The organism is Pandoraea pneumonica (assembly GCF_049918595.1).
Taxonomy (GTDB): domain Bacteria; phylum Pseudomonadota; class Gammaproteobacteria; order Burkholderiales; family Burkholderiaceae; genus Pandoraea; species Pandoraea pneumonica_A.
This window is the reverse complement of sequence record NZ_JBNCRZ010000002.1, coordinates 63,139-80,986: the sequence shown is the minus strand read 5'-3', so window position 1 is coordinate 80,986 and position 17,848 is coordinate 63,139. Positions and strand designations below refer to the sequence as shown.

Sequence of the window (17,848 nt, the reverse complement as noted above, 5' to 3'; positions counted from 1 at the left end):
TACCGCAGAGTGCGGTCATAGGGTATGGCCTAATCCCTATTTCCGCTATTGCGTAACACCGGTGTCAGCTGGTGTCAGCCGGTATCAGTGCGCCTGCTCCCAGTTTTCGCCCACACCGACTTCGGCCACGAGCGGCACACGCAGCTTCGCCACACCGCACATCAGCTCCGGCAAACGCTTTTTGACTTCCGCCAGTTCGTGATCCGGCACTTCGAGCACCAGTTCATCGTGCACTTGCATGATCTGGCGCGTCTGCAAGCCGCTGTCGTCGAGCCAGCGCTGTACCGCGATCATCGACAGCTTGATGAGGTCGGCTGCCGTGCCCTGCATCGGCGCATTAATGGCGGCGCGCTCCGCGGCCTGACGCCGCGGTCCGTTACCGCCGTTGATATCGGGCAGCCACAGGCGACGGCCGAAGACCGTCTCGACAAAACCGCGCGCCTTGGCGCTCTTGCGCGTCTCGTCCATGTAGCGCGCCACGCCCGGATAGCGCATGAAGTAGCGGTCGATGTATTGCTTGGCCGCATCGCGCTCGATGCCGAGATTCGCCGCCAGCCCAAATGCGCTCATGCCGTAAATCAAACCAAAGTTGATGACCTTGGCATAACGGCGCTGCTCCGAGGACACTTCGAGCGGCGTCACCGCGAAAATTTCGGCAGCCGTAGCGCGGTGAATGTCTTCGCCATTGGCAAACGCGCGCAGCAGGCTTTCATCGCCCGAGATATGCGCCATGATGCGCAACTCGATCTGCGAATAGTCGGCCGACACCAGTTGACTGCCCGGCGGCGCCACGAACGCCTCGCGGATGCGGCGGCCTTCGGCCGTGCGCACGGGGATGTTCTGCAAGTTCGGATCGTTCGACGCCAACCGTCCCGTGATCGCCACCGCTTGCGCGTAATTCGTGTGCACGCGCCCGGTGTTCGGGTTGACCATCTTCGGCAGCTTGTCGGTGTAGGTCGACTTGAGCTTGGCGAGGCCCCGGTTTTCGAGCAGCACCTTCGGCAGCGGGTAGTCTTCAGCGAGCTTCTGCAACACTTCCTCGTCGGTCGACGGTGCACCGCTCGCGGTCTTCTTGACCACCGGCAGTTGCAGTTGCGTGAAGAAGATATCGGCGATCTGCTTCGGCGAATTCAGGTTGAACGTCTGACCGGCCAGGGCATAGGCCTCGGCTTCGAGCGTGACCAGACGTCGGCCGATCTCGTCGCTTTGTACCGCGAGCCGTGCGGTATCCACCAGCACGCCATTGCGCTCGATGCGTTGCAGCACGCGCGCGGTCGGCATTTCGATATCGCCGTAGACGAATTCGAGCGTCGCTTCGCGGGCGATATCGGGATACAACGCGCGGTGCAGTCGCAGGGTGATGTCAGCGTCTTCGGCGGCGTACTGTGTCGCCTGCTCTACGCTCACCTCGTCGAAGCCGATCTGCTTTGCGCCCTTGCCGCAGACGTCTTCGTACTTGATCGTCGTCAAGCCGAGATGGCGCGATGCGAGGCTATCCATATCGTGACTGCGGTGCGATTCCAGCACATACGATTGCAGCAGCGTGTCGTGCGCGATGCCGTTCAAATGGATGCCGTAGTTCTCGAGCACATGCGCGTCGTACTTGAGGTTCTGTCCGACCTTCTTGTGCGCGGGATCTTCGAGCCAGCCCTTCAAGCGAGCGAGCACTTCGTCACGCGGCAGTTGCTCGACCTCGCCCGGCGCGCGATGCGCCACGGGAATGTACGCCGCACGGCCCGGTTCGCACGAGAACGACAAGCCCACCAGTTGCGCCTGCATCGCGTCGAGCGACGTGGTTTCCGTGTCGAATGCCGTGAGCTCGGCCGCCTCGATGATCTTCATCCACGCGTCGAACTGCTCCCACGTGAGGACGGCTTCGTAGTGACGCTCAATGGTGTCTGCCTGCGGCACGGGCGCTTCGTCGCCAGCTTTCTCTGCTACCGCGGCTTCGGCTTCGCGCAGCAGCGTCTTGAAGCCATGGCGTGCGAAGAAATCGCGCAGCGTCGCGGCATCTTCTGGCTGGGTCTTCAAGCTCGCTTCGATGGAGGTCACTTGCGGCGTGAGGTCGCAATCGAGTGCGACGGTCACGAGCTTGCGGCCCATCGGCAGCCAGTCGAGGGCGCGTCGCAGGTTCTCGCCGACGGCACCCTTCACTTCGGCTGCGTTGGCGACGAGATTATCGAGGTCGCCGTATTGCGTGAGCCACTTCACCGCCGTTTTCGGCCCGCACTTATCGACGCCCGGCACGTTATCGACCGTGTCGCCCACCAGCGTGAGGTAGTCGACGATACGCGCGGGCGGTACGCCGAATTTGGCTTCGACAGCAGCGGCATCGAGCGTTTCGTTGGTCATCGTGTTCACGAGCGTGACGCGATCGTTGACCAGTTGCGCGAGATCCTTGTCGCCCGTGGAGACGACCACACGCATGCCGAGTTCGGCGGCGCGTTTGGCGAGCGTGCCGATCACGTCGTCGGCTTCGACGCCGTCGATCATCAGCAGCGGCCAGCCCATCGCGCGCACGGCTTCGTGAATCGGTTCGATTTGCGCACGCAGATCGTCGGGCATCGACGGACGGTTTGCCTTGTACTCGGGGTACCAATCATCGCGAAACGTCTTGCCCTTGGCGTCGAAAACGCAGGCGCTATACTCTGCATGTACGTCTTTACGCATGCGACGCAGCATGTTGACGATGCCGTGCAGCGCGCCCGTGGGCTCGCCATTGGGGCCGCGCAAATCCGGCAGGGCGTGATAGGCTCGATAAAGATAACTCGAACCATCGACCAATAAGAGCGTCTTACCTTCCAGACTTTGCTGTTCCGACATATGACCAAGAGAAGAAAAGTGATACCGAGTCTGCGCATGCTGGCAGACCATGAGCGCGCCACTGCCAAGAAGGCGCGCGCGTCGTGGCAGATGTTCACGATTATGGCAGAGTTCATCGAGGCGACCGAGTACCTGTCCGAGATCCGGCCGGCCGTGAGCATCTACGGCAGCGCGCGTATCAAACCCAAGTCGCCGTTCTACAAATTGACGATGACCATCGCCCGCAAGTTCTCCGACAGCGGCTTCGCGGTGATCTCCGGTGGCGGCCCCGGCATTATGGAAGCGGCCAACAAGGGCGCGCACGGCGGTGCCTCGCCGACGGTGGGTCTGAACATCGAACTGCCGCACGAACAGAAGGGCAACCAGTACCAGGACATTTCGCTGCGTTTTCGCCACTTCTTCACGCGCAAAGTCACGTTCGTGAAGAACTCGGATGCGTTCATCATCATGCCGGGTGGCTTCGGCACGCTCGACGAGTTGTCCGAAGTACTCACGCTCATCCAGACGCAGAAGTCGCGGCATGTGCCGGTGATTCTGGTCGGCACGGAGTTCTGGAAAGGGTTGCTCGACTGGGTGCGCTCGACCATGCTGCCGATGGGCCTGATCGGCGAGAAAGACCTCGATCTCGTGAAAGTCATCGACGATCCAGACGAGATTCTCAAGGCCGTGTTCGACTTCTACGACGGACACATCGAGCCCGAGACCGAGACGAGCGAGAAGATGTTCTATCTGTAACGCGTTCTCTGAAGTCTCAAATGAAAACGGCGCCGAAAGGCGCCGTTTCTCGTTCTACCGTGGAGCGACCTCAGCAGCTGGTCTCGCGCGGCGTGGTCTCGACTTCCAGACCGAAGAGCGGGCGCAGGCGCGTGCCGAACACGTTGCCGAAGAACGCGGCCACGAGCCACAGCCAGCCATGCAGGCTGCCCGAGATGATGCCGCTGAAGTAGGCGCCGATATTGCAGCCGTACGCCAGACGTGCGCCATAGCCGAGCAACAGGCCGCCCACCACAGCGGCGAGCAGCGAGCGCACAGGAATCTTCCAAACCGGTGCGAACTTACCGGCAATCGAGGCCGCGGCAAGCGCACCGAGGATGATGCCGATGTCCATGACCGTGGTGACGTCCTGCGTGACCGGCGCGTTCAGCACGGCAGTCTGCTTGGCCCAGTACGGCCACGAGGCCACATCGATGCCCATGGCCATGAAGGCCTTGGCACCCCACAATGCAAACGCCGACGTCACACCCCACGGACGGCCCGCGAGCGCGAGCGTCGCGAAGTTGAGCAGCACCAGCGCCAGCGCACCCCACAGCAGCGGCCACGGCCCGCGCAACAATGCCGGACGTCCCTTCGCACTCTGCGTCATCGGCACGCCGACGACACGGCCATGACGGCGCTTCTCGGCCCACAACGTGAACGCACCGATAGCGGCAAACAACGCGAGATTGGCGATCAGCGCTGGCCACAGGCCCCACACCTTCACGAGCGACACCGGCTTGATATGCGGCAGCGACTCCCACCACGGCAGGTGTGCCGTCGCGACGACCGATCCGACGATGAACGCCGCGAGCGTCACGATCATGCGCGTGCTGCCGCCGCCCACGGTGTAGAGCGTGCCCGACGCGCACCCGCCGCCGAGCTGCATGCCCACGCCGAAGATAAATGCGCCGAACGCCACCGAGACGCCGACCGGCGAGACGAGCCCAACGACCTTATTCCCGAACAGCGTGCCGTCGGCCAGCGCCGGGAAGAACAGCACGACACCCACGGCGAGCATCACCATCTGCGCACGCAACCCGGCACCACGACGATCGGCGATGAACACGCGCCAAGCCGACGTGAAGCCGAACGCTGCGTGATACAGCGCGACACCGAGCAGCGCGCCGACACCAGCGAGCGCGGCCTGCTTCGGGCCGACCGTGGCTTGCAAATAGGCAATGCCAACGGCGATCAGCACCAGCGCGATGGCGAGCGGACGAGCGTTATACGACGTAGGGGACGACGGCGAAGGGGGCGCCGTTTTGACGGCGGCCGAGGCGGCGGAAGACGACATGGCTTGCAAACTCCGAAAATGCAGATGGGTGGCACCGGGCCACCCATTAAGACAACTTCGCAGCATGCCAGAACGTCACGCTCGCGAAAACGAACGATTCGTGATTCGCTTATAAGCACAGGTAATAAGCAAATCTTCCCCGCGCACGATGGTTTCGGTCGACAGCACGGGCACCATTGTTATGAATTGTGAAGAATCGGCCGCAAAATGGCTGAACGCAAGTAACCACGGTGCTTAGCGCCATATTTCACGATGCGAAGTGGGGCACGTTTGATAGAATGCACATATTGGAACCCATTGCGCCGGCACGCCGTACAGCCGCCTCGACGCGGATGCGTTCCCGCCCTCGGAGAATAATGATGAAAACGCTCTTGTCACGCGCCCTCCCCCTGGCCCTCGGCGCCAGCCTGCTGTTCGCCGGCCAGGTTTTCGCCCAAGACACCAAGGAAACATCCGCACAAGCCGCCAAACGTGAAGCCGACGCGCGTGCCGCCGCCACCAGCAACGCGACGGTCGATGTCAATCAGGAACGCAAGCCTAGCTTCTACGTCGACGACAAGGGCACGACCGTGACCGAGTACCGCGATCGCGGCAAGCCCACCGAAATCGACGTGCATTCGCGCTTCGGTACCAATTACCAACTGACCACGCCGCAAGACAACGCACCGAAGATTCGCGACAACACGTCGCAAACCGATCGTCTGCCGTCTGTCGGCCTGAAGTTCTAACGTTTGTTCAGGGGGCTCGAATGAGACCTCTGCGAATACGTCTGTTATCCTGCCCCACTCACCGCTGACACGCGAGCGCCCCGAATTTCTGCGCTCGCCCCAGTTTTCGCCAAGCGGCCCGTTGCATGTGCGCGGGCCGTTTGTTTGAGTCTTATCCACCCGACGCACGCATGGCCGTTTTCACTACCGTCTCGCCCGAGCAGCTCGATGAGTGGCTGCAACGCTACGATTTGGGGAAAGTTATCGACTTCCGAGGCATCAGCTCCGGCATCGAGAACACCAATTACTTCCTGACGACCGAGCGCGGCGAGTTCGTTCTGACGCTGTTCGAAAAGCTCACCGCGACGCAGTTGCCGTTCTACCTGCAATTGATGGGGCATCTGGCGCATCACAGCGTGCCGGTGCCCGACCCGATCCCCGATCGCACGGGCGAGATTCTCGGCGAGTTGAATGGCAAGCCTGCCACCATCGTGACGAAGCTGGCCGGGCGCTCGGAACTCGCGCCCACGCCTGCGCACTGCGCCCACGTCGGCGCGATGCTCGCGCGCATGCATCTGGCCGGGCGTGATTACACGCTGGAGCAAGCGAATCTGCGCAGCCTGCCGTGGTGGCGCGAAGCCGCACCGGCCGTCAAGCCTTACCTGAGCGCTGCGGAACTCGCGCTACTGGAAAGTGAAATGGCGCATCAGGAAGCGTTTTTCGCCTCCGACGACTATCGCGCCATGCAAGCCGGCCCGTGTCACTGCGACCTGTTCCGCGACAACGTGCTGTTCGATAAAGACGAAGACGGCGCTCCGCGTTTAGGCGGTTTCTTCGACTTCTACTTTGCCGGTTGCGACAAGTGGTTGTTCGACCTTGCCGTGACGGTGAACGACTGGTGCTGCGACTTGACCACGGGCGTGCTCGACGACGCCCGCGTGCATGCGATGCTGCGTGCGTACGAGACTGTGCGTCCGCTCACCGACATCGAGGCGTCGCACTGGCGCGACATGCTCAGAGCCGGCGCGCTGCGCTTCTGGCTCTCGCGCCTGTATGATTTTCATTTGCCGCGCGCGGCCGAGATGCTCAAACCGCACGATCCGGGGCATTTCGAACGAATCTTGCGCCAACGCATCGAAGCCGTTTCCATTCCATGGCTGTGACCCGACGCCCAATCGGAGCAAATCGAACCTTATGCAATTGCTTGAAGTCCCGCCGAAGACTGGTTATGTGTGGCTGCGCCAAGGAATTTGGCTCTTCCGCAAAAACCCGCTCGCCATTCTGACGCTGCTCTTCGCCTACCTGTTCGGCGTGATGCTGCTCTCGATCCTGCCGGTCGTGGGCGCATTCTTGCCGCTACTGTTCATTCCCGGCCTGTCGGTCGGCTTTATGGCGGCGTGTCGCGACATCATCAAGAACAAGCCCGTCCTGCCGCCCGTGCTGCTCGACGGTTTCCGCGGCCACGGCAAGGATGTGGCGCGTCGCCTGCTCGCGCTCGGCGGCTACTACATCGCGGCGATGATTGTGGTGTTTCTGTTCTCGGCGCTCTTCGACGGCGGCGATCTGCTGGGCAAGATGTTGTTCGGCACCCGCATCGACGAAGATTCGCTCACCGGCGGCACGATGCCGCAGGCCATGCTGGCCGCAGCCATCGCCTACGTGCCGGTCGCGATGGCGTTCTGGTTTGCGCCGGTGCTCGTCGCTTGGCACGACGTCTCGCCCGTCAAGGCCTTGTTCTTCAGTTGGACGGCCTGCGTTCGCAATATGCGTGCATTCGTCGTCTACGGCATCTGCACGGCGCTTGTCGCCACGGTGCTGCCGGTCATCATCGCGCTCGTGATGACGGTGATCGGCGCGGGCAAGTACGCCATGATCGTGCTGATGCCGTACTCGATCCTGTTCACGGCCGTGCTGTATTGCTCGTTCTATGCGAGCTATCGCGGCTGCTTCGGCGTGCAGGAAATCGGCGCGATCGATCCGAACGTGGCGCCGCCGGAGGCGTAATCGCCTGAACGGCGGCCACCGAATATCTTCCGGTATCGCAAAAACAAAGGGCACCCTCGGGTGCCCTTTGTGCGTCTTGCAGACCAGCGAACCGATGATTGGGATTATTCGATCGGTTGCAGCTTCGCGACAGCCAGCGCCAGCCACTTTTCGCCGTGCCGCCCGAACTTCACATGCGCGCGCGCTTCGTCACCGGCCCCCTCCAGCCCGATGATCTTGCCTTCGCCGAACTTGGTGTGGAACACCCCCTGCCCAACCTTGAAGCCCGTGCCCGCCGAGCGGGAGCGGTCGGCGAGCGCCTGCTCCGACTTCGTCGCGGCCCATTCTTCCTGACGCGGCGCACTGACCTGCGGGCGCGAGAACCAATCGCGGCCCCATGCGGGTTCGGCTTGCGCCAGACGCGCGCCCGGCTGGGCACGCGGCGTCAGAAACTTCAGCACTTCCTCGGGAATTTCTTCGAAGAAACGCGAACGCACGTTGTAACGCGTCTGACCATGCAGCATGCGGCTTTGCGTGAACGAGAGATACAGGCGCTCCTTCGCGCGCGTAATCGCCACATACATCAGGCGTCGCTCCTCTTCGAGCCCGTCGAGCTCCTGCGCGCTGTTTTCGTGCGGGAACAGCCCTTCCTCAAGCCCCGTGACGAAAACCGCCGTGAACTCCAGCCCCTTGGCCGCGTGCACCGTCATCAGTTGCACGGCATCCTGACCTGCCTCGGCTTGATTGTCGCCAGCTTCGAGCGAGGCGTGCGACAGGAAACCTGCGAGCGGCGTCATCTCGACCGGCGTGTCGGCATCGACCACGCCGTCGGGCGATGCCAGCACATCGGGCGCCCCCGGCAAGGCGGGCCGCATGGCGATCAGGCGCGCCGGCGCGTCCAGCCCATAGCCCTCTTCCGCAATGAATGCGGTCGCGGCGTGCACCAATTCCTGCAAGTTCTCGATGCGGTCCTGGCCTTCTTTTTCCGTCTGGTAATGCGTAATCAGCCCGCTAGCATCGACGACGTGCGTCACCACTTCCGGCAGCGTCAACCGCTCCGTGTCACGACGCATCTGCTCGATCATGCGCACGAAGGCCGTCAGGTTGGTGCCCGCTTTGCCGGTCATATAAGGCACGGCGGCGTACATCGAGCAGTTGTACAAGCGCGCCGCGTCGGCGAGTTGTTCGAGCGACCGCGCGCCGATGCCGCGCGTCGGGAAGTTCACCACACGGGCAAACGCCGTGTCGTCGTTCGGATTCTCGATGAGTCGCAGGTACGCGAGCGCATGTTTGACTTCCTGACGCTCGAAAAAGCGCAGCCCGCCATACACGCGATAGGCAATACCCGCACCGACCAGCGCATGCTCCATCACCCGCGACTGGGCGTTGCTGCGGTAGAGAATGGCGACATCCTGACGCGACAGCCCTTGCGCCACGAGCGCCTTGATCTCTTCGACGAGCCAGCTCGCTTCCTGAAGGTCGGTCGCTGCCTCGTAGACGCGAATCGGCTCGCCGTGCCCCGCATCGGTGCGCAGGTTCTTGCCCAGACGACGGGCGTTGTTCGAAATCAGCGCGTTGGCGGCGTCCAGAATATTGCCGTGCGAGCGGTAGTTCTGCTCCAGCTTAATCAGGTGACGAACGCGGAATTCGCGCTCGAAGTCAGCCATATTGCCGACGTTGGCACCACGAAACGCGTAAATACTCTGATCGTCGTCACCCACGGCGAACACGGCGCTGTTGCCGCCCGCGAGCATCTTCAGCCACGCATATTGCAGCTTGTTTGTATCCTGAAACTCGTCGACGAGAATGTGTCGGAACCGCGTCTGGTAGTGCACGCGCAGCGGTTCGTTGTGCTTGAGCAACTCGAAGCAGCGCAGCAACAGTTCGGCGAAGTCGACCACGCCTTCGCGCTGGCACTGCTCCTGATACGAGGCGTACAGCTCGACAAACTTCTGGTTGAACGCGTCGTTGGCCTCGACCTCATGCGGTCGCAGGCCCTGCTCCTTGGCGTTATTGATGAAATATTGAAGATTTTTCGGCGGAAACTTCTCATCATCGACATTGGCGGCCTTCATCATCCGCTTGATCGCGGAGAGCTGGTCGGCCTGATCGAGAATCTGGAAGCTCTGCGGCAGCCCGGCGTCCCGAAAATGGGCGCGCAACATCCGATTGCACAGCCCGTGGAAGGTGCCGATCCACATGGCCCGGGTGCTGATCGGGAGCATCGCGCCCAGCCGCGCCTGCATTTCCTTGGCGGCCTTGTTCGTAAAGGTCACGGCCAGAATACCGGCCGGACCCACGTGGCCCTGCTGGATCAGCCAGGCGATACGCGTCGTCAGCACGCGCGTTTTGCCGGAACCCGCACCCGCGAGAATCAGGGCAGGCTCGTCGGGCAGGGTCACGGCGGCCAGTTGTTCCGGGTTCAGATTGGCGAGCAAATCGGGCATGTCGGGAAGGATTTTCGAGTGAAGCCCGATTATAAATCCTGCTGCGGCGCGGAAAACGCCCCGAATCTTTTATAATTCAGGGTTTCACGCATTACACGGTCCATCCAATCCATGAGCGACAGCGACAATACGCTTGCCAAGAGCTTCGAGCCGCAGGACGTCGAAGCCCACTGGGGCCCCGAATGGGAACGCCGCGGCTATGCCCGGCCGACGTTCGACGACGCCCGTGAAGATTTCAGCATCCAATTGCCGCCGCCGAATGTCACCGGCACGCTGCACATGGGTCACGCGTTCAACCAGACGATTATGGACGGTCTGACGCGCTATCACCGTATGAAGGGCGCCAATACCCTCTGGGTACCGGGCACCGACCACGCGGGCATTGCCACGCAGATCGTCGTCGAGCGCCAGCTCGACGCGCAGAAGGTCTCGCGCCACGATCTCGGCCGCGAGAAGTTCGTCGAGCGCGTGTGGGAATGGAAGGAAAAGTCGGGCAACACCATCACGAGCCAGGTGCGCCGTCTGGGCGCCTCGATCGACTGGAGCCGCGAATACTTCACGATGGACGAGAAGATGTCCAAAGCCGTGCGCGACGTTTTCGTCACGCTGCACGAGCAAGGGCTGATCTATCGTGGCAAGCGTCTCGTGAACTGGGAATCGACCCTGCTCACCGCCGTGTCCGATCTGGAAGTGGTGAGCGAGGAAGAAGAAGGCTGGCTGTGGCACATCCGCTATCCGCTGGCTGACGGTTCGGGCTCGCTCACGGTCGCCACCACACGCCCGGAAACGATGCTCGGCGACGTCGCGCTGATGGTGCATCCGGAAGACGAGCGCTACAAGCACCTGATCGGCCAAATGGCCAAGCTGCCGCTCTCGGACCGTGAAATCCCGATCATTGCCGACGACTACGTCGATCGCGAATTCGGCACGGGCGTAGTGAAAGTCACGCCGGCGCACGACTTCAACGACTACGCCGTGGGTCAGCGTCACAACCTGCCGCAAATCAGCATTCTCACGCTCGACGCGAAGATCAACGAGAACGGCCCGGAGAAATACCGTGGTCTCGACCGCTTCGACGCGCGCAAGCAAATCGTCGCCGATCTGGATGCGCAGGGCCTGCTCGAATCCGTCAAGGCACACAAGTTGATGGTGCCGCGCAGCGACCGCACGGGTACGGTCATCGAGCCGATGCTCACCGACCAGTGGTTCGTGGCGATGAGCAAGCCGGCGCCGGAAGGCACGTTCCACCCGGGCAAGTCGATCACCGAGACCGCACTCGACGTGGTGCGCAGCGGCGAGATCAAGTTCGTGCCCGAGAACTGGACGACCACGTACAACCAGTGGCTCGAGAACATTCAGGACTGGTGTATTTCGCGCCAGCTCTGGTGGGGCCATCAGATTCCGGCGTGGTACGACGACGCAGGCAATGTCTACGTCGCCCGTTCGGAAGAAGAAGCGATCGCCAAGGCAAGCGCCGCCGGTTACACAGGCGCGCTCAAGCGTGACGAAGACGTGCTCGACACGTGGTTCTCGTCGGCGCTCGTGCCGTTCTCGTCGCTGGGCTGGCCGCAAGAAACGCCGGAGCTCAAGCACTTCCTGCCGTCGTCGGTCCTCGTGACCGGTTTCGACATCATCTTCTTCTGGGTGGCGCGCATGGTCATGATGACCACGCACTTCACCGGCAAGGTGCCGTTCAAGACGGTATATGTGCACGGTCTCGTGCGCGATGCCGAAGGCCAGAAGATGTCCAAGTCGAAGGGCAACACGCTCGATCCGATCGACATCGTCGACGGCGTGACCCTCGACGCGCTGCTCGCCAAGCGCACCACGGGTTTGATGAATCCGAAGCAGGCGGCGACCATCGAGAAGAAGACGCGCAAGGAATTCCCGGAAGGTATTGCACCGTTCGGCACCGATGCACTGCGCTTCACGTTCGCGTCGATGGCCACGCTGGGTCGCAACATCAACTTCGATCTGGCGCGCTGCGAAGGCTATCGCAACTTCTGCAACAAGCTCTGGAACGCCACGCGCTTCGTGCTGATGAACTGCGAAGGCCACGACTGCGGCATGGCGCCGTGCGTGGGCGATTGCGGCCCGGACGGCCAGCTCGACTTCTCGCGCGCCGACCGCTGGATCGTGTCGCTGTTGCAGCGCGTGGAAGCGGACATCGAGAAGGGCTTCGCCGACTACCGTTTCGACAACATCGCCACGGCGATCTACAAGTTCGTGTGGGACGAGTACTGCGACTGGTACCTCGAACTGGCCAAGTGGCAGCTTCAGAACGGCACCCCGGCGCAACAACGCGCCACGCGCCGCACGTTGCTGCGTGTGCTGGAAACGGTGCTGCGTCTGGCCCACCCGGTCATTCCGTTCATTACCGAAGCCCTGTGGCAAAAGGTGGCGCCGATCGCCGGCCGTTACCCGGCCGACAAGGCCCCGGGCGAAGCCAGCATCATGATGCAGCCGTACCCGGTGGCCGATGCCGGCAAGATCGACGAGAGCGACGAAGCGTGGATGCAGCAGTTGAAGGCTGCCGTCGACGCCTGCCGCAACCTGCGCGGCGAGATGAACCTGTCGCCTGCACTGCGTGTGCCGCTGCTGGTGGCGGGCGATGTCGACTTCCTCAAGTCGATTGCACCGTACTTGCAAACGCTGGCCAAGCTCTCCGAAGTGCAGGTGCTCGACGACGAAGCCGCGCTCGATGCGCAAGCCGCGGGTGCACCGCTGGCCATCGTCGGTGCGAACAAGCTGGCGTTGAAGGTGGAAATCGACGTGGCGGCCGAGCGCGAACGCCTTGGCAAGGAAGTCAAACGCCTTGAAGGCGAGATCGCCAAGTGCCATGGCAAGCTGTCGAACGAGAGCTTCGTGGCACGTGCGCCGGCAAACGTGGTGGAACTCGAGAAGCAACGATTGGTCGACTTTGAAGCTGTTCTCGGTAAATTGCAGGCTCAGCTCGCCCGCCTGCCTGCCTGAGAACCGCACAAACCAGAAGGGAGATACCAATGAAAACAGTGGTAACCAAGGCCGTTTTCCCCGTTGCGGGTCTCGGCACTCGATTCCTCCCGGCAACCAAGGCGAGCCCGAAGGAAATGCTGCCGGTCGTCGACAAGCCGTTGATTCAGTACGCCGTGGAAGAAGCGGCTGCGGCCGGTATCACCGAGATGATTTTCGTCACGGGCCGTAACAAGCGCGCGATCGAAGATCACTTCGACACGGCTTTCGAGCTCGAGGCGGAGCTCGAAGCCAAGAACAAGCAGGCATTGCTCGACGTGGTGCATTCGATCAAGCCCCCGCACATCGATTGCTTCTACGTGCGTCAGCCCAAAGCACTCGGTCTGGGTCACGCGGTGCTGTGCGCAGAAAAGCTCGTGGGCGACGAGCCGTTCGCGGTCATCCTCGCCGACGACTTGCTCGACGGCCAGCCGCCCGTGCTCAAGCAGATGGTCGATCTGTACAACCAGTATCACAACTCGATCATCGGCGTGGAAGAGATCCCCATCGAGCAAAGCCGCTCGTACGGGATTGTCGCGGGCAACGAGTGGGGCGAGACCGACATCGTCAAGTTGACGAATATCGTCGAGAAGCCGGCACCGGAAAATGCACCGTCGAATCTGGGTGTGGTCGGCCGCTATGTGCTGCGTCCGCGCATCTTCGATTGCATCCGCGAGATCGATCCGGGCTCGGGCGGCGAAATTCAGCTGACCGACGCCATTCAGAAGCTGATGCAAGACGAAGTCGTGCTGGCCTATCGCTACAAGGGCAAGCGCTTCGATTGCGGCAGCAAGCTGGGGTATCTGAAGGCGACGGTGGAATTCGCGCTGCGTCACCCGGAACTGAAGGATGCGTTCCGTGAGTACCTGCGTGAGTCGCACGGCGATCTCATCTGACGACGAGACTGCGGCAACGAAAAAGCCGACGGATGTCCGTCGGCTTTTTTTATCTTCACAGCACGCAGCGATTTAGCGGCGGCGCATCAGGAAGTAGAAGGTCTTCTCTTCTTCACGCGATTCGAGCAGTTCGTTGCCCGTCTGCTTCGCGAACGCAGCGAAGTCGCGCGCCGAACCCGGGTCGGTCGCTACGATCCGCAGCACCTCGCCGCTCTGCATGTCGGCGAGCGCCTTCTTGGCGCGCAGAATCGGCAGCGGGCAATTCAGGCCGCGGGCGTCGACTTCTTTCTGAAATTCCATGCTCATGTCCCTCGTGTGAGTCTCATTCGTATTGTCTACCGGACTTCGCCCGGAAACGAAGATTCTACCGTAGTCGTCGCACGCGCATCCTGAGTCGCCCATTCCGATTCAGGCATCTCGCACGGTGGCGCCCCACTCACCCGGCAATTGACAATCGCGCAGACTCCACATATTCGACCGGCAGATTGCGCCGGCGCAGCCATTCCGCCACCGCGTGTCCCGTGCCCGCAGGCCATGGGCGCACGTGCTCCGGTTTAACCAGACGAAACTCCGCCAGTTCCTCCGAGAGCAGAATGTCGCCATCGCACACCGCGTGGTAAGCGATGATCAGCTCGTTCTTGCGCATGAATTCGTAGACACCGAGCAGCGAGATCGCATCCGTTTCGAGATTGGTCTCCTCCTTGATCTCGCGACGAATGCCGTCTTCGGGCGTCTCGTCGCGCTCTAGAAAACCGGTGATGAGGGCGAACATGCCTTCCGTCCAAGCGGCATTGCGCGCGAGCAGAATCTGTCCGCGATACTCGACGAGACCGGCCACGACGGGCAACGGATTGTCCCAGTGGACGAAACCACAAGCGGCGTCGGGGCATGCCCGGCGAACACGCCCGGCAACGTCACGTGAGTCTAGCGGGGAGGCACAGCGGGGACAAAAGATGAGTTCGTTCATGATCGTTCTTCGGCGAATCCGAATATCTTAATTGAACTCATGACGCGCTGCACATTCGGTAATTTCCGGGACGCCCCGGGGCCGGTGTCCCGAAATCCGAAGCGTATAATCGACCGACGTCTTACAAACCTCACTTGCCCCGTGTCAGACACTACGCCCCCCTCCTCGTCTGCACCACCTCCCGAATCCGAAGCGCCGCCGCCGCGGCCTGCTGCCACCCCCAACGCCTCGCTTCCCGCACGCATTGCCCGCACCAGCGCCCATCGCTCGCGTCGCCTGTGGCGCAATTACGGCGTGTTCTGGCTGGGTGCCGTGCTCGTCGGTCTGGTGTCGGTGGCGTACGCGAAGTTCATCGATTTCGGCTTCGAGTTGTTCCAGCGCATGTTGGCCTACGGCTTCTGGGTGCCGCTGATCATTACGCCCTTGGGCGCCGCCCTCGCCATCTGGCTGACGCAGACCTTTTTCCGTGGCTCGGAAGGCAGCGGTATTCCGCAAGTCATCGCCACGCTTCAGGACGGCCGCCTCTCGAAGTCGCTGCTCACGCTGCGCATCATGTTCGGCAAGATCGCGATGTCGTTTCTCGGCATCTTGTGCGGCTTCACGATCGGACGCGAAGGCCCGACGGTGCAGATCGGTGCATCGCTCATGTATGCGATGCGACGTGGCTACGGCCGCAGCAGCGCCCATATCGAACGACAACTGACGCTTGCCGGTGCCGCCGCCGGGCTGGCCGCAGCCTTCAATACGCCGCTCGCCGGTGTGGTGTTTGCGATCGAAGAACTGAGCCGCAGCTTCGTGGCGCGTAACAGCGGCACGTTGATTACCGCGATCATCTTCTCGGGCGTGGTTGCGCTGGGCTTGCAGGGCAACTATCTCTACTTCGGACAGATTAAAGCGCTCAGCGAATTCCACTGGGCGTTGATTCCGGTGCTGATTGGCGCGAGCGTGCTGACCGGCGTGGCGGGCGGCTTGTTCTGCTGGCTGATGATTAACGTGCCGCGCTGGATGCCCGGCGCGCTCGTGAACCTGCGACGCGCTCATCCGGTGCGTTTCGCGTTCTTGTGCGGCTTGGCGATTGCCGTGATCGGGATCGTATCGGGCGGCACGACCTTCGGCAGCGGCTACGCCGAAGCGCGCGGCCTGCTGGAATCACACGAGGCACTCTCGCCGTTCTACGCGTTGTTGAAGTTCGCTGCGCTGTCGGTGTCGTACCTCTCGGGCATCCCGGGGGGCATCTTCGCGCCGTCGCTGGCGATCGGTGCGGGGTTGGGCAACGTGCTGTCGCACATCACGTCCGTGGTGCCGCTACCGGCCATGGCCGCGCTGTGTATGGTGGGGTATCTGGCAGCGGTGACGCAATCGCCGATCACGTCGTTCGTGATCGTCATGGAGATGATCGACGGCCATCAGATGGTGATCCCTCTCATGGCCGTCGCGTTGCTCTCGACGCAGGTCTCGAAAGCCTTCTCGCCGTCGTTCTATCACACGCTCGCGCACCGTTTCCTTCCGTCGGAGACGGCAGCGCCGAAGCACGCATAAAGCACGCATAAAGCACGCATAAAGCACGCATGAAGCCCGCGTGAACGGTTAGCCCTTCACACGCAGTTCGCGACTCAGGTCACGAATATCGGCCGCGAGACGCTCGACCGTCTCCGGCCGCGTATCCCACGCGCACATGAAACGGCAGCCGCCCGCACCGATGAACGTGTAGAACTTCCAGCCCTTCGCACGGAGCGCTTCGATCACGTGCAACGGCAACTCGGCAAACACCGCGTTGGCCTGCGTCTCGAACATGATCGAGACACCCGGCACGTCACGAATGCGCTGCGCGAGCAACTGTGCCATCGCGTTCGCATGACGCGCGTTGCGCAGCCAGACGTCGTTCTCCAGCATGCCCAGCCACGGCGCGGAGATGAAACGCATCTTCGACGCCAACTGTCCCGCTTGCTTCACTCGGTAGGCAAAATCTTCGGCCAGTGCACGGTTGAAGAACACGACCGCCTCGCCCACCGGCAGCCCGTTCTTCGTGCCGCCGAAGCACAACACATCCACACCAGCGCGCCACGTCACATCGCCCGGATGGCAGCCTAACGTTGCCACCGCGTTGGCGAAGCGTGCGCCATCCATATGCACGCGCAAATTCCGCCGTTTGGCGACGGCCGTGATCGCCTTCACTTCGTCCACTGAATACACCGTGCCAACTTCCGTGGCCTGCGTGAGCGTAACCACCTTGGGCTTGGGGAAGTGAATATCGGAGCGGCGACTGATCACCGACTCCACGGCGTCCGGCGTGAGCTTGCCGTTGTTCTCGCGGCCGCGCGCGGTGAGCAGCTTGGCGCCGTTGGAAAAGAACTCTGGGCCACCGCACTCGTCCGTTTCCACGTGCGCCAGTTCATGGCAAATCACCGAGTGGTACGACTGCGAGAGCGAGGCCAACGCCAGCGAATTTGCCGCCGTGCCGTTGAAGACGAAGAAGACTTCGCAATCGGTATCGAACAGCGTGCGCACGCCGTCGCACACGCGCTGCGTCCAGGTGTCGTCGCCGTACGCTACCTCGTGACCACTGGCATTCGCCTGGGCGAGATAGTGCAGCGCTTCGGGACAAATGCCCGCGTAGTTATCCGACGCGAAGTGTTGCGGCACATCCGCCGGTGGCTGGGCGGCCGCGATGACGGACGCAACCGATGCAGAGGAATGGGAACGATTGGCGGCGTGTTGCGACATGACGACCTCTTCAGTACAACGGGGACCGCCCGTCGATCCCCGACCTTGGCCTGGCTGGCCGAATTACTCGGGACGCGGATCCGACCAGAGCGTGCCGCCCGTGGCCCAGTTCTCGCGTTTGGTATCGGTGATGATGATATCGACCGACTCCGGCGTGCAACCGAGGGTCTCGACCGCCGCGGCAGTCACGGCCTTCACGAACGCGCGCTTTTGATCGACCGTACGGCCCTCGAACATCTCGACGTGAAACGTTGGCATTG

14 protein-coding genes are annotated in these 17,848 nt (G+C 62.2%); 7 read left to right on the top strand and 7 right to left on the bottom strand.

Annotation, left to right across the window (positions count from 1 at the left end; all coding sequences use genetic code 11):
- Positions 1-84 precede the first annotated feature (84 nt).
- Positions 85-2,823, bottom strand: coding sequence for a DNA polymerase I (polA, locus tag ACPWR9_RS06930; RefSeq protein WP_426297823.1), 2,739 nt, complete (start codon positions 2,821-2,823; stop codon positions 85-87).
- On the opposite strand from polA, the gene ACPWR9_RS06925 reads away from it, so the two are divergent.
- Positions 2,824-3,558, top strand: coding sequence for a TIGR00730 family Rossman fold protein (locus ACPWR9_RS06925; RefSeq protein ID WP_426297825.1), 735 nt, complete (start codon positions 2,824-2,826; stop codon positions 3,556-3,558). It begins immediately after the preceding gene.
- A 70-nt stretch (positions 3,559-3,628) separates the two neighbouring features.
- Here ACPWR9_RS06925 and ACPWR9_RS06920 read toward each other — a convergent pair whose 3' ends face one another.
- Positions 3,629-4,873: a YeeE/YedE family protein gene (locus ACPWR9_RS06920; protein ID WP_426297827.1), complete on the bottom strand. Its 1,245-nt coding sequence runs from the start codon at positions 4,871-4,873 to the stop codon at positions 3,629-3,631.
- Between the two features lie 359 nt (positions 4,874-5,232).
- Here ACPWR9_RS06920 and ACPWR9_RS06915 point away from each other — a divergent pair, with 359 nt between their 5' ends.
- The 3 genes from ACPWR9_RS06915 to ACPWR9_RS06905 all read left to right on the top strand — a co-directional run bounded on the left by ACPWR9_RS06915 (position 5,233) and on the right by ACPWR9_RS06905 (position 7,584).
- Positions 5,233-5,601 carry a hypothetical protein gene (locus tag ACPWR9_RS06915; protein ID WP_426297829.1) on the top strand — a complete coding sequence of 123 codons (369 nt, stop codon included), beginning with the start codon at positions 5,233-5,235 and terminating at the stop codon, positions 5,599-5,601.
- 170 nt (positions 5,602-5,771) lie between these two features.
- Entirely contained in the window at positions 5,772-6,743 is a 972-nt protein-coding gene (locus ACPWR9_RS06910) for a homoserine kinase (protein WP_426297831.1), read from the top strand.
- A 31-nt stretch (positions 6,744-6,774) separates the two neighbouring features.
- Positions 6,775-7,584, top strand: a complete 810-nt coding sequence (locus ACPWR9_RS06905; protein ID WP_426297833.1) for a BPSS1780 family membrane protein — start codon at positions 6,775-6,777, stop codon at positions 7,582-7,584.
- 104 nt (positions 7,585-7,688) lie between these two features.
- Here ACPWR9_RS06905 and ACPWR9_RS06900 read toward each other — a convergent pair whose 3' ends face one another.
- Positions 7,689-10,010, bottom strand: coding sequence for a UvrD-helicase domain-containing protein (locus ACPWR9_RS06900; protein ID WP_426297835.1), 2,322 nt, complete (start codon positions 10,008-10,010; stop codon positions 7,689-7,691).
- Positions 10,011-10,121: 111 nt separating this feature from the next.
- Here ACPWR9_RS06900 and ACPWR9_RS06895 point away from each other — a divergent pair, with 111 nt between their 5' ends.
- Both ACPWR9_RS06895 and galU read left to right on the top strand, forming a co-directional pair.
- Positions 10,122-12,983, top strand: a complete 2,862-nt coding sequence (locus ACPWR9_RS06895; protein ID WP_426297837.1) for a valine--tRNA ligase — start codon at positions 10,122-10,124, stop codon at positions 12,981-12,983.
- A gap of 29 nt (positions 12,984-13,012) precedes the next feature.
- Complete coding sequence (galU, locus tag ACPWR9_RS06890) at positions 13,013-13,897, top strand: UTP--glucose-1-phosphate uridylyltransferase GalU (protein WP_150681348.1); 885 nt, start codon at positions 13,013-13,015, stop codon at positions 13,895-13,897.
- Positions 13,898-13,969: 72 nt separating this feature from the next.
- On the opposite strand, the gene ACPWR9_RS06885 is transcribed toward galU, so the two are convergent.
- Together ACPWR9_RS06885 and ACPWR9_RS06880 are read right to left on the bottom strand one after the other, a co-directional pair.
- A complete protein-coding gene (locus ACPWR9_RS06885) occupies positions 13,970-14,197 on the bottom strand; it encodes a sulfurtransferase TusA family protein (protein ID WP_058380179.1) in 228 nt (75 codons plus the stop codon).
- A 136-nt stretch (positions 14,198-14,333) separates the two neighbouring features.
- Positions 14,334-14,864: an NUDIX domain-containing protein gene (locus ACPWR9_RS06880; RefSeq protein ID WP_426297839.1), complete on the bottom strand. Its 531-nt coding sequence runs from the start codon at positions 14,862-14,864 to the stop codon at positions 14,334-14,336.
- Positions 14,865-15,107: 243 nt separating this feature from the next.
- Between ACPWR9_RS06880 and ACPWR9_RS06875 the strand changes: the two genes are divergently transcribed.
- A complete protein-coding gene (locus ACPWR9_RS06875) occupies positions 15,108-16,403 on the top strand; it encodes a chloride channel protein (protein WP_426298031.1) in 1,296 nt (431 codons plus the stop codon).
- Between the two features lie 48 nt (positions 16,404-16,451).
- Here ACPWR9_RS06875 and ACPWR9_RS06870 read toward each other — a convergent pair whose 3' ends face one another.
- Positions 16,452-17,588 carry a threonine aldolase family protein gene (locus tag ACPWR9_RS06870; RefSeq protein ID WP_426297841.1) on the bottom strand — a complete coding sequence of 379 codons (1,137 nt, stop codon included), beginning with the start codon at positions 17,586-17,588 and terminating at the stop codon, positions 16,452-16,454.
- Positions 17,589-17,651: 63 nt separating this feature from the next.
- A complete protein-coding gene (locus ACPWR9_RS06865) occupies positions 17,652-17,846 on the bottom strand; it encodes a 4-oxalocrotonate tautomerase (protein WP_426297843.1) in 195 nt (64 codons plus the stop codon).
- Positions 17,847-17,848: the final 2 nt, after the last annotated feature.

Bases quoted from the DNA above. Each gene is read 5' to 3' on its own strand.
- ACPWR9_RS06865 (WP_426297843.1), bottom strand. From the start codon at position 17,846: ATGCCAACGTTTCACGTCGAGATGTTCGAGGGCCGTACGGTCGATCAA.
- ACPWR9_RS06885 (WP_058380179.1), bottom strand. From the start codon at position 14,197: ATGGAATTTCAGAAAGAAGTCGACGCCCGCGGCCTGAATTGCCCGCTG.
- ACPWR9_RS06915 (WP_426297829.1), top strand. From the start codon at position 5,233: ATGAAAACGCTCTTGTCACGCGCCCTCCCCCTGGCCCTCGGCGCCAGC.
- galU (WP_150681348.1), top strand. From the start codon at position 13,013: ATGAAAACAGTGGTAACCAAGGCCGTTTTCCCCGTTGCGGGTCTCGGC.
- ACPWR9_RS06870 (WP_426297841.1), bottom strand. From the start codon at position 17,588: ATGTCGCAACACGCCGCCAATCGTTCCCATTCCTCTGCATCGGTTGCG.
- ACPWR9_RS06880 (WP_426297839.1), bottom strand. From the start codon at position 14,864: ATGAACGAACTCATCTTTTGTCCCCGCTGTGCCTCCCCGCTAGACTCA.
- polA (WP_426297823.1), bottom strand. From the start codon at position 2,823: ATGTCGGAACAGCAAAGTCTGGAAGGTAAGACGCTCTTATTGGTCGAT.
- ACPWR9_RS06910 (WP_426297831.1), top strand. From the start codon at position 5,772: ATGGCCGTTTTCACTACCGTCTCGCCCGAGCAGCTCGATGAGTGGCTG.
- ACPWR9_RS06900 (WP_426297835.1), bottom strand. From the start codon at position 10,010: ATGCCCGATTTGCTCGCCAATCTGAACCCGGAACAACTGGCCGCCGTG.
- ACPWR9_RS06895 (WP_426297837.1), top strand. From the start codon at position 10,122: ATGAGCGACAGCGACAATACGCTTGCCAAGAGCTTCGAGCCGCAGGAC.
- ACPWR9_RS06920 (WP_426297827.1), bottom strand. From the start codon at position 4,873: ATGTCGTCTTCCGCCGCCTCGGCCGCCGTCAAAACGGCGCCCCCTTCG.
- ACPWR9_RS06925 (WP_426297825.1), top strand. From the start codon at position 2,824: ATGACCAAGAGAAGAAAAGTGATACCGAGTCTGCGCATGCTGGCAGAC.
- ACPWR9_RS06905 (WP_426297833.1), top strand. From the start codon at position 6,775: ATGCAATTGCTTGAAGTCCCGCCGAAGACTGGTTATGTGTGGCTGCGC.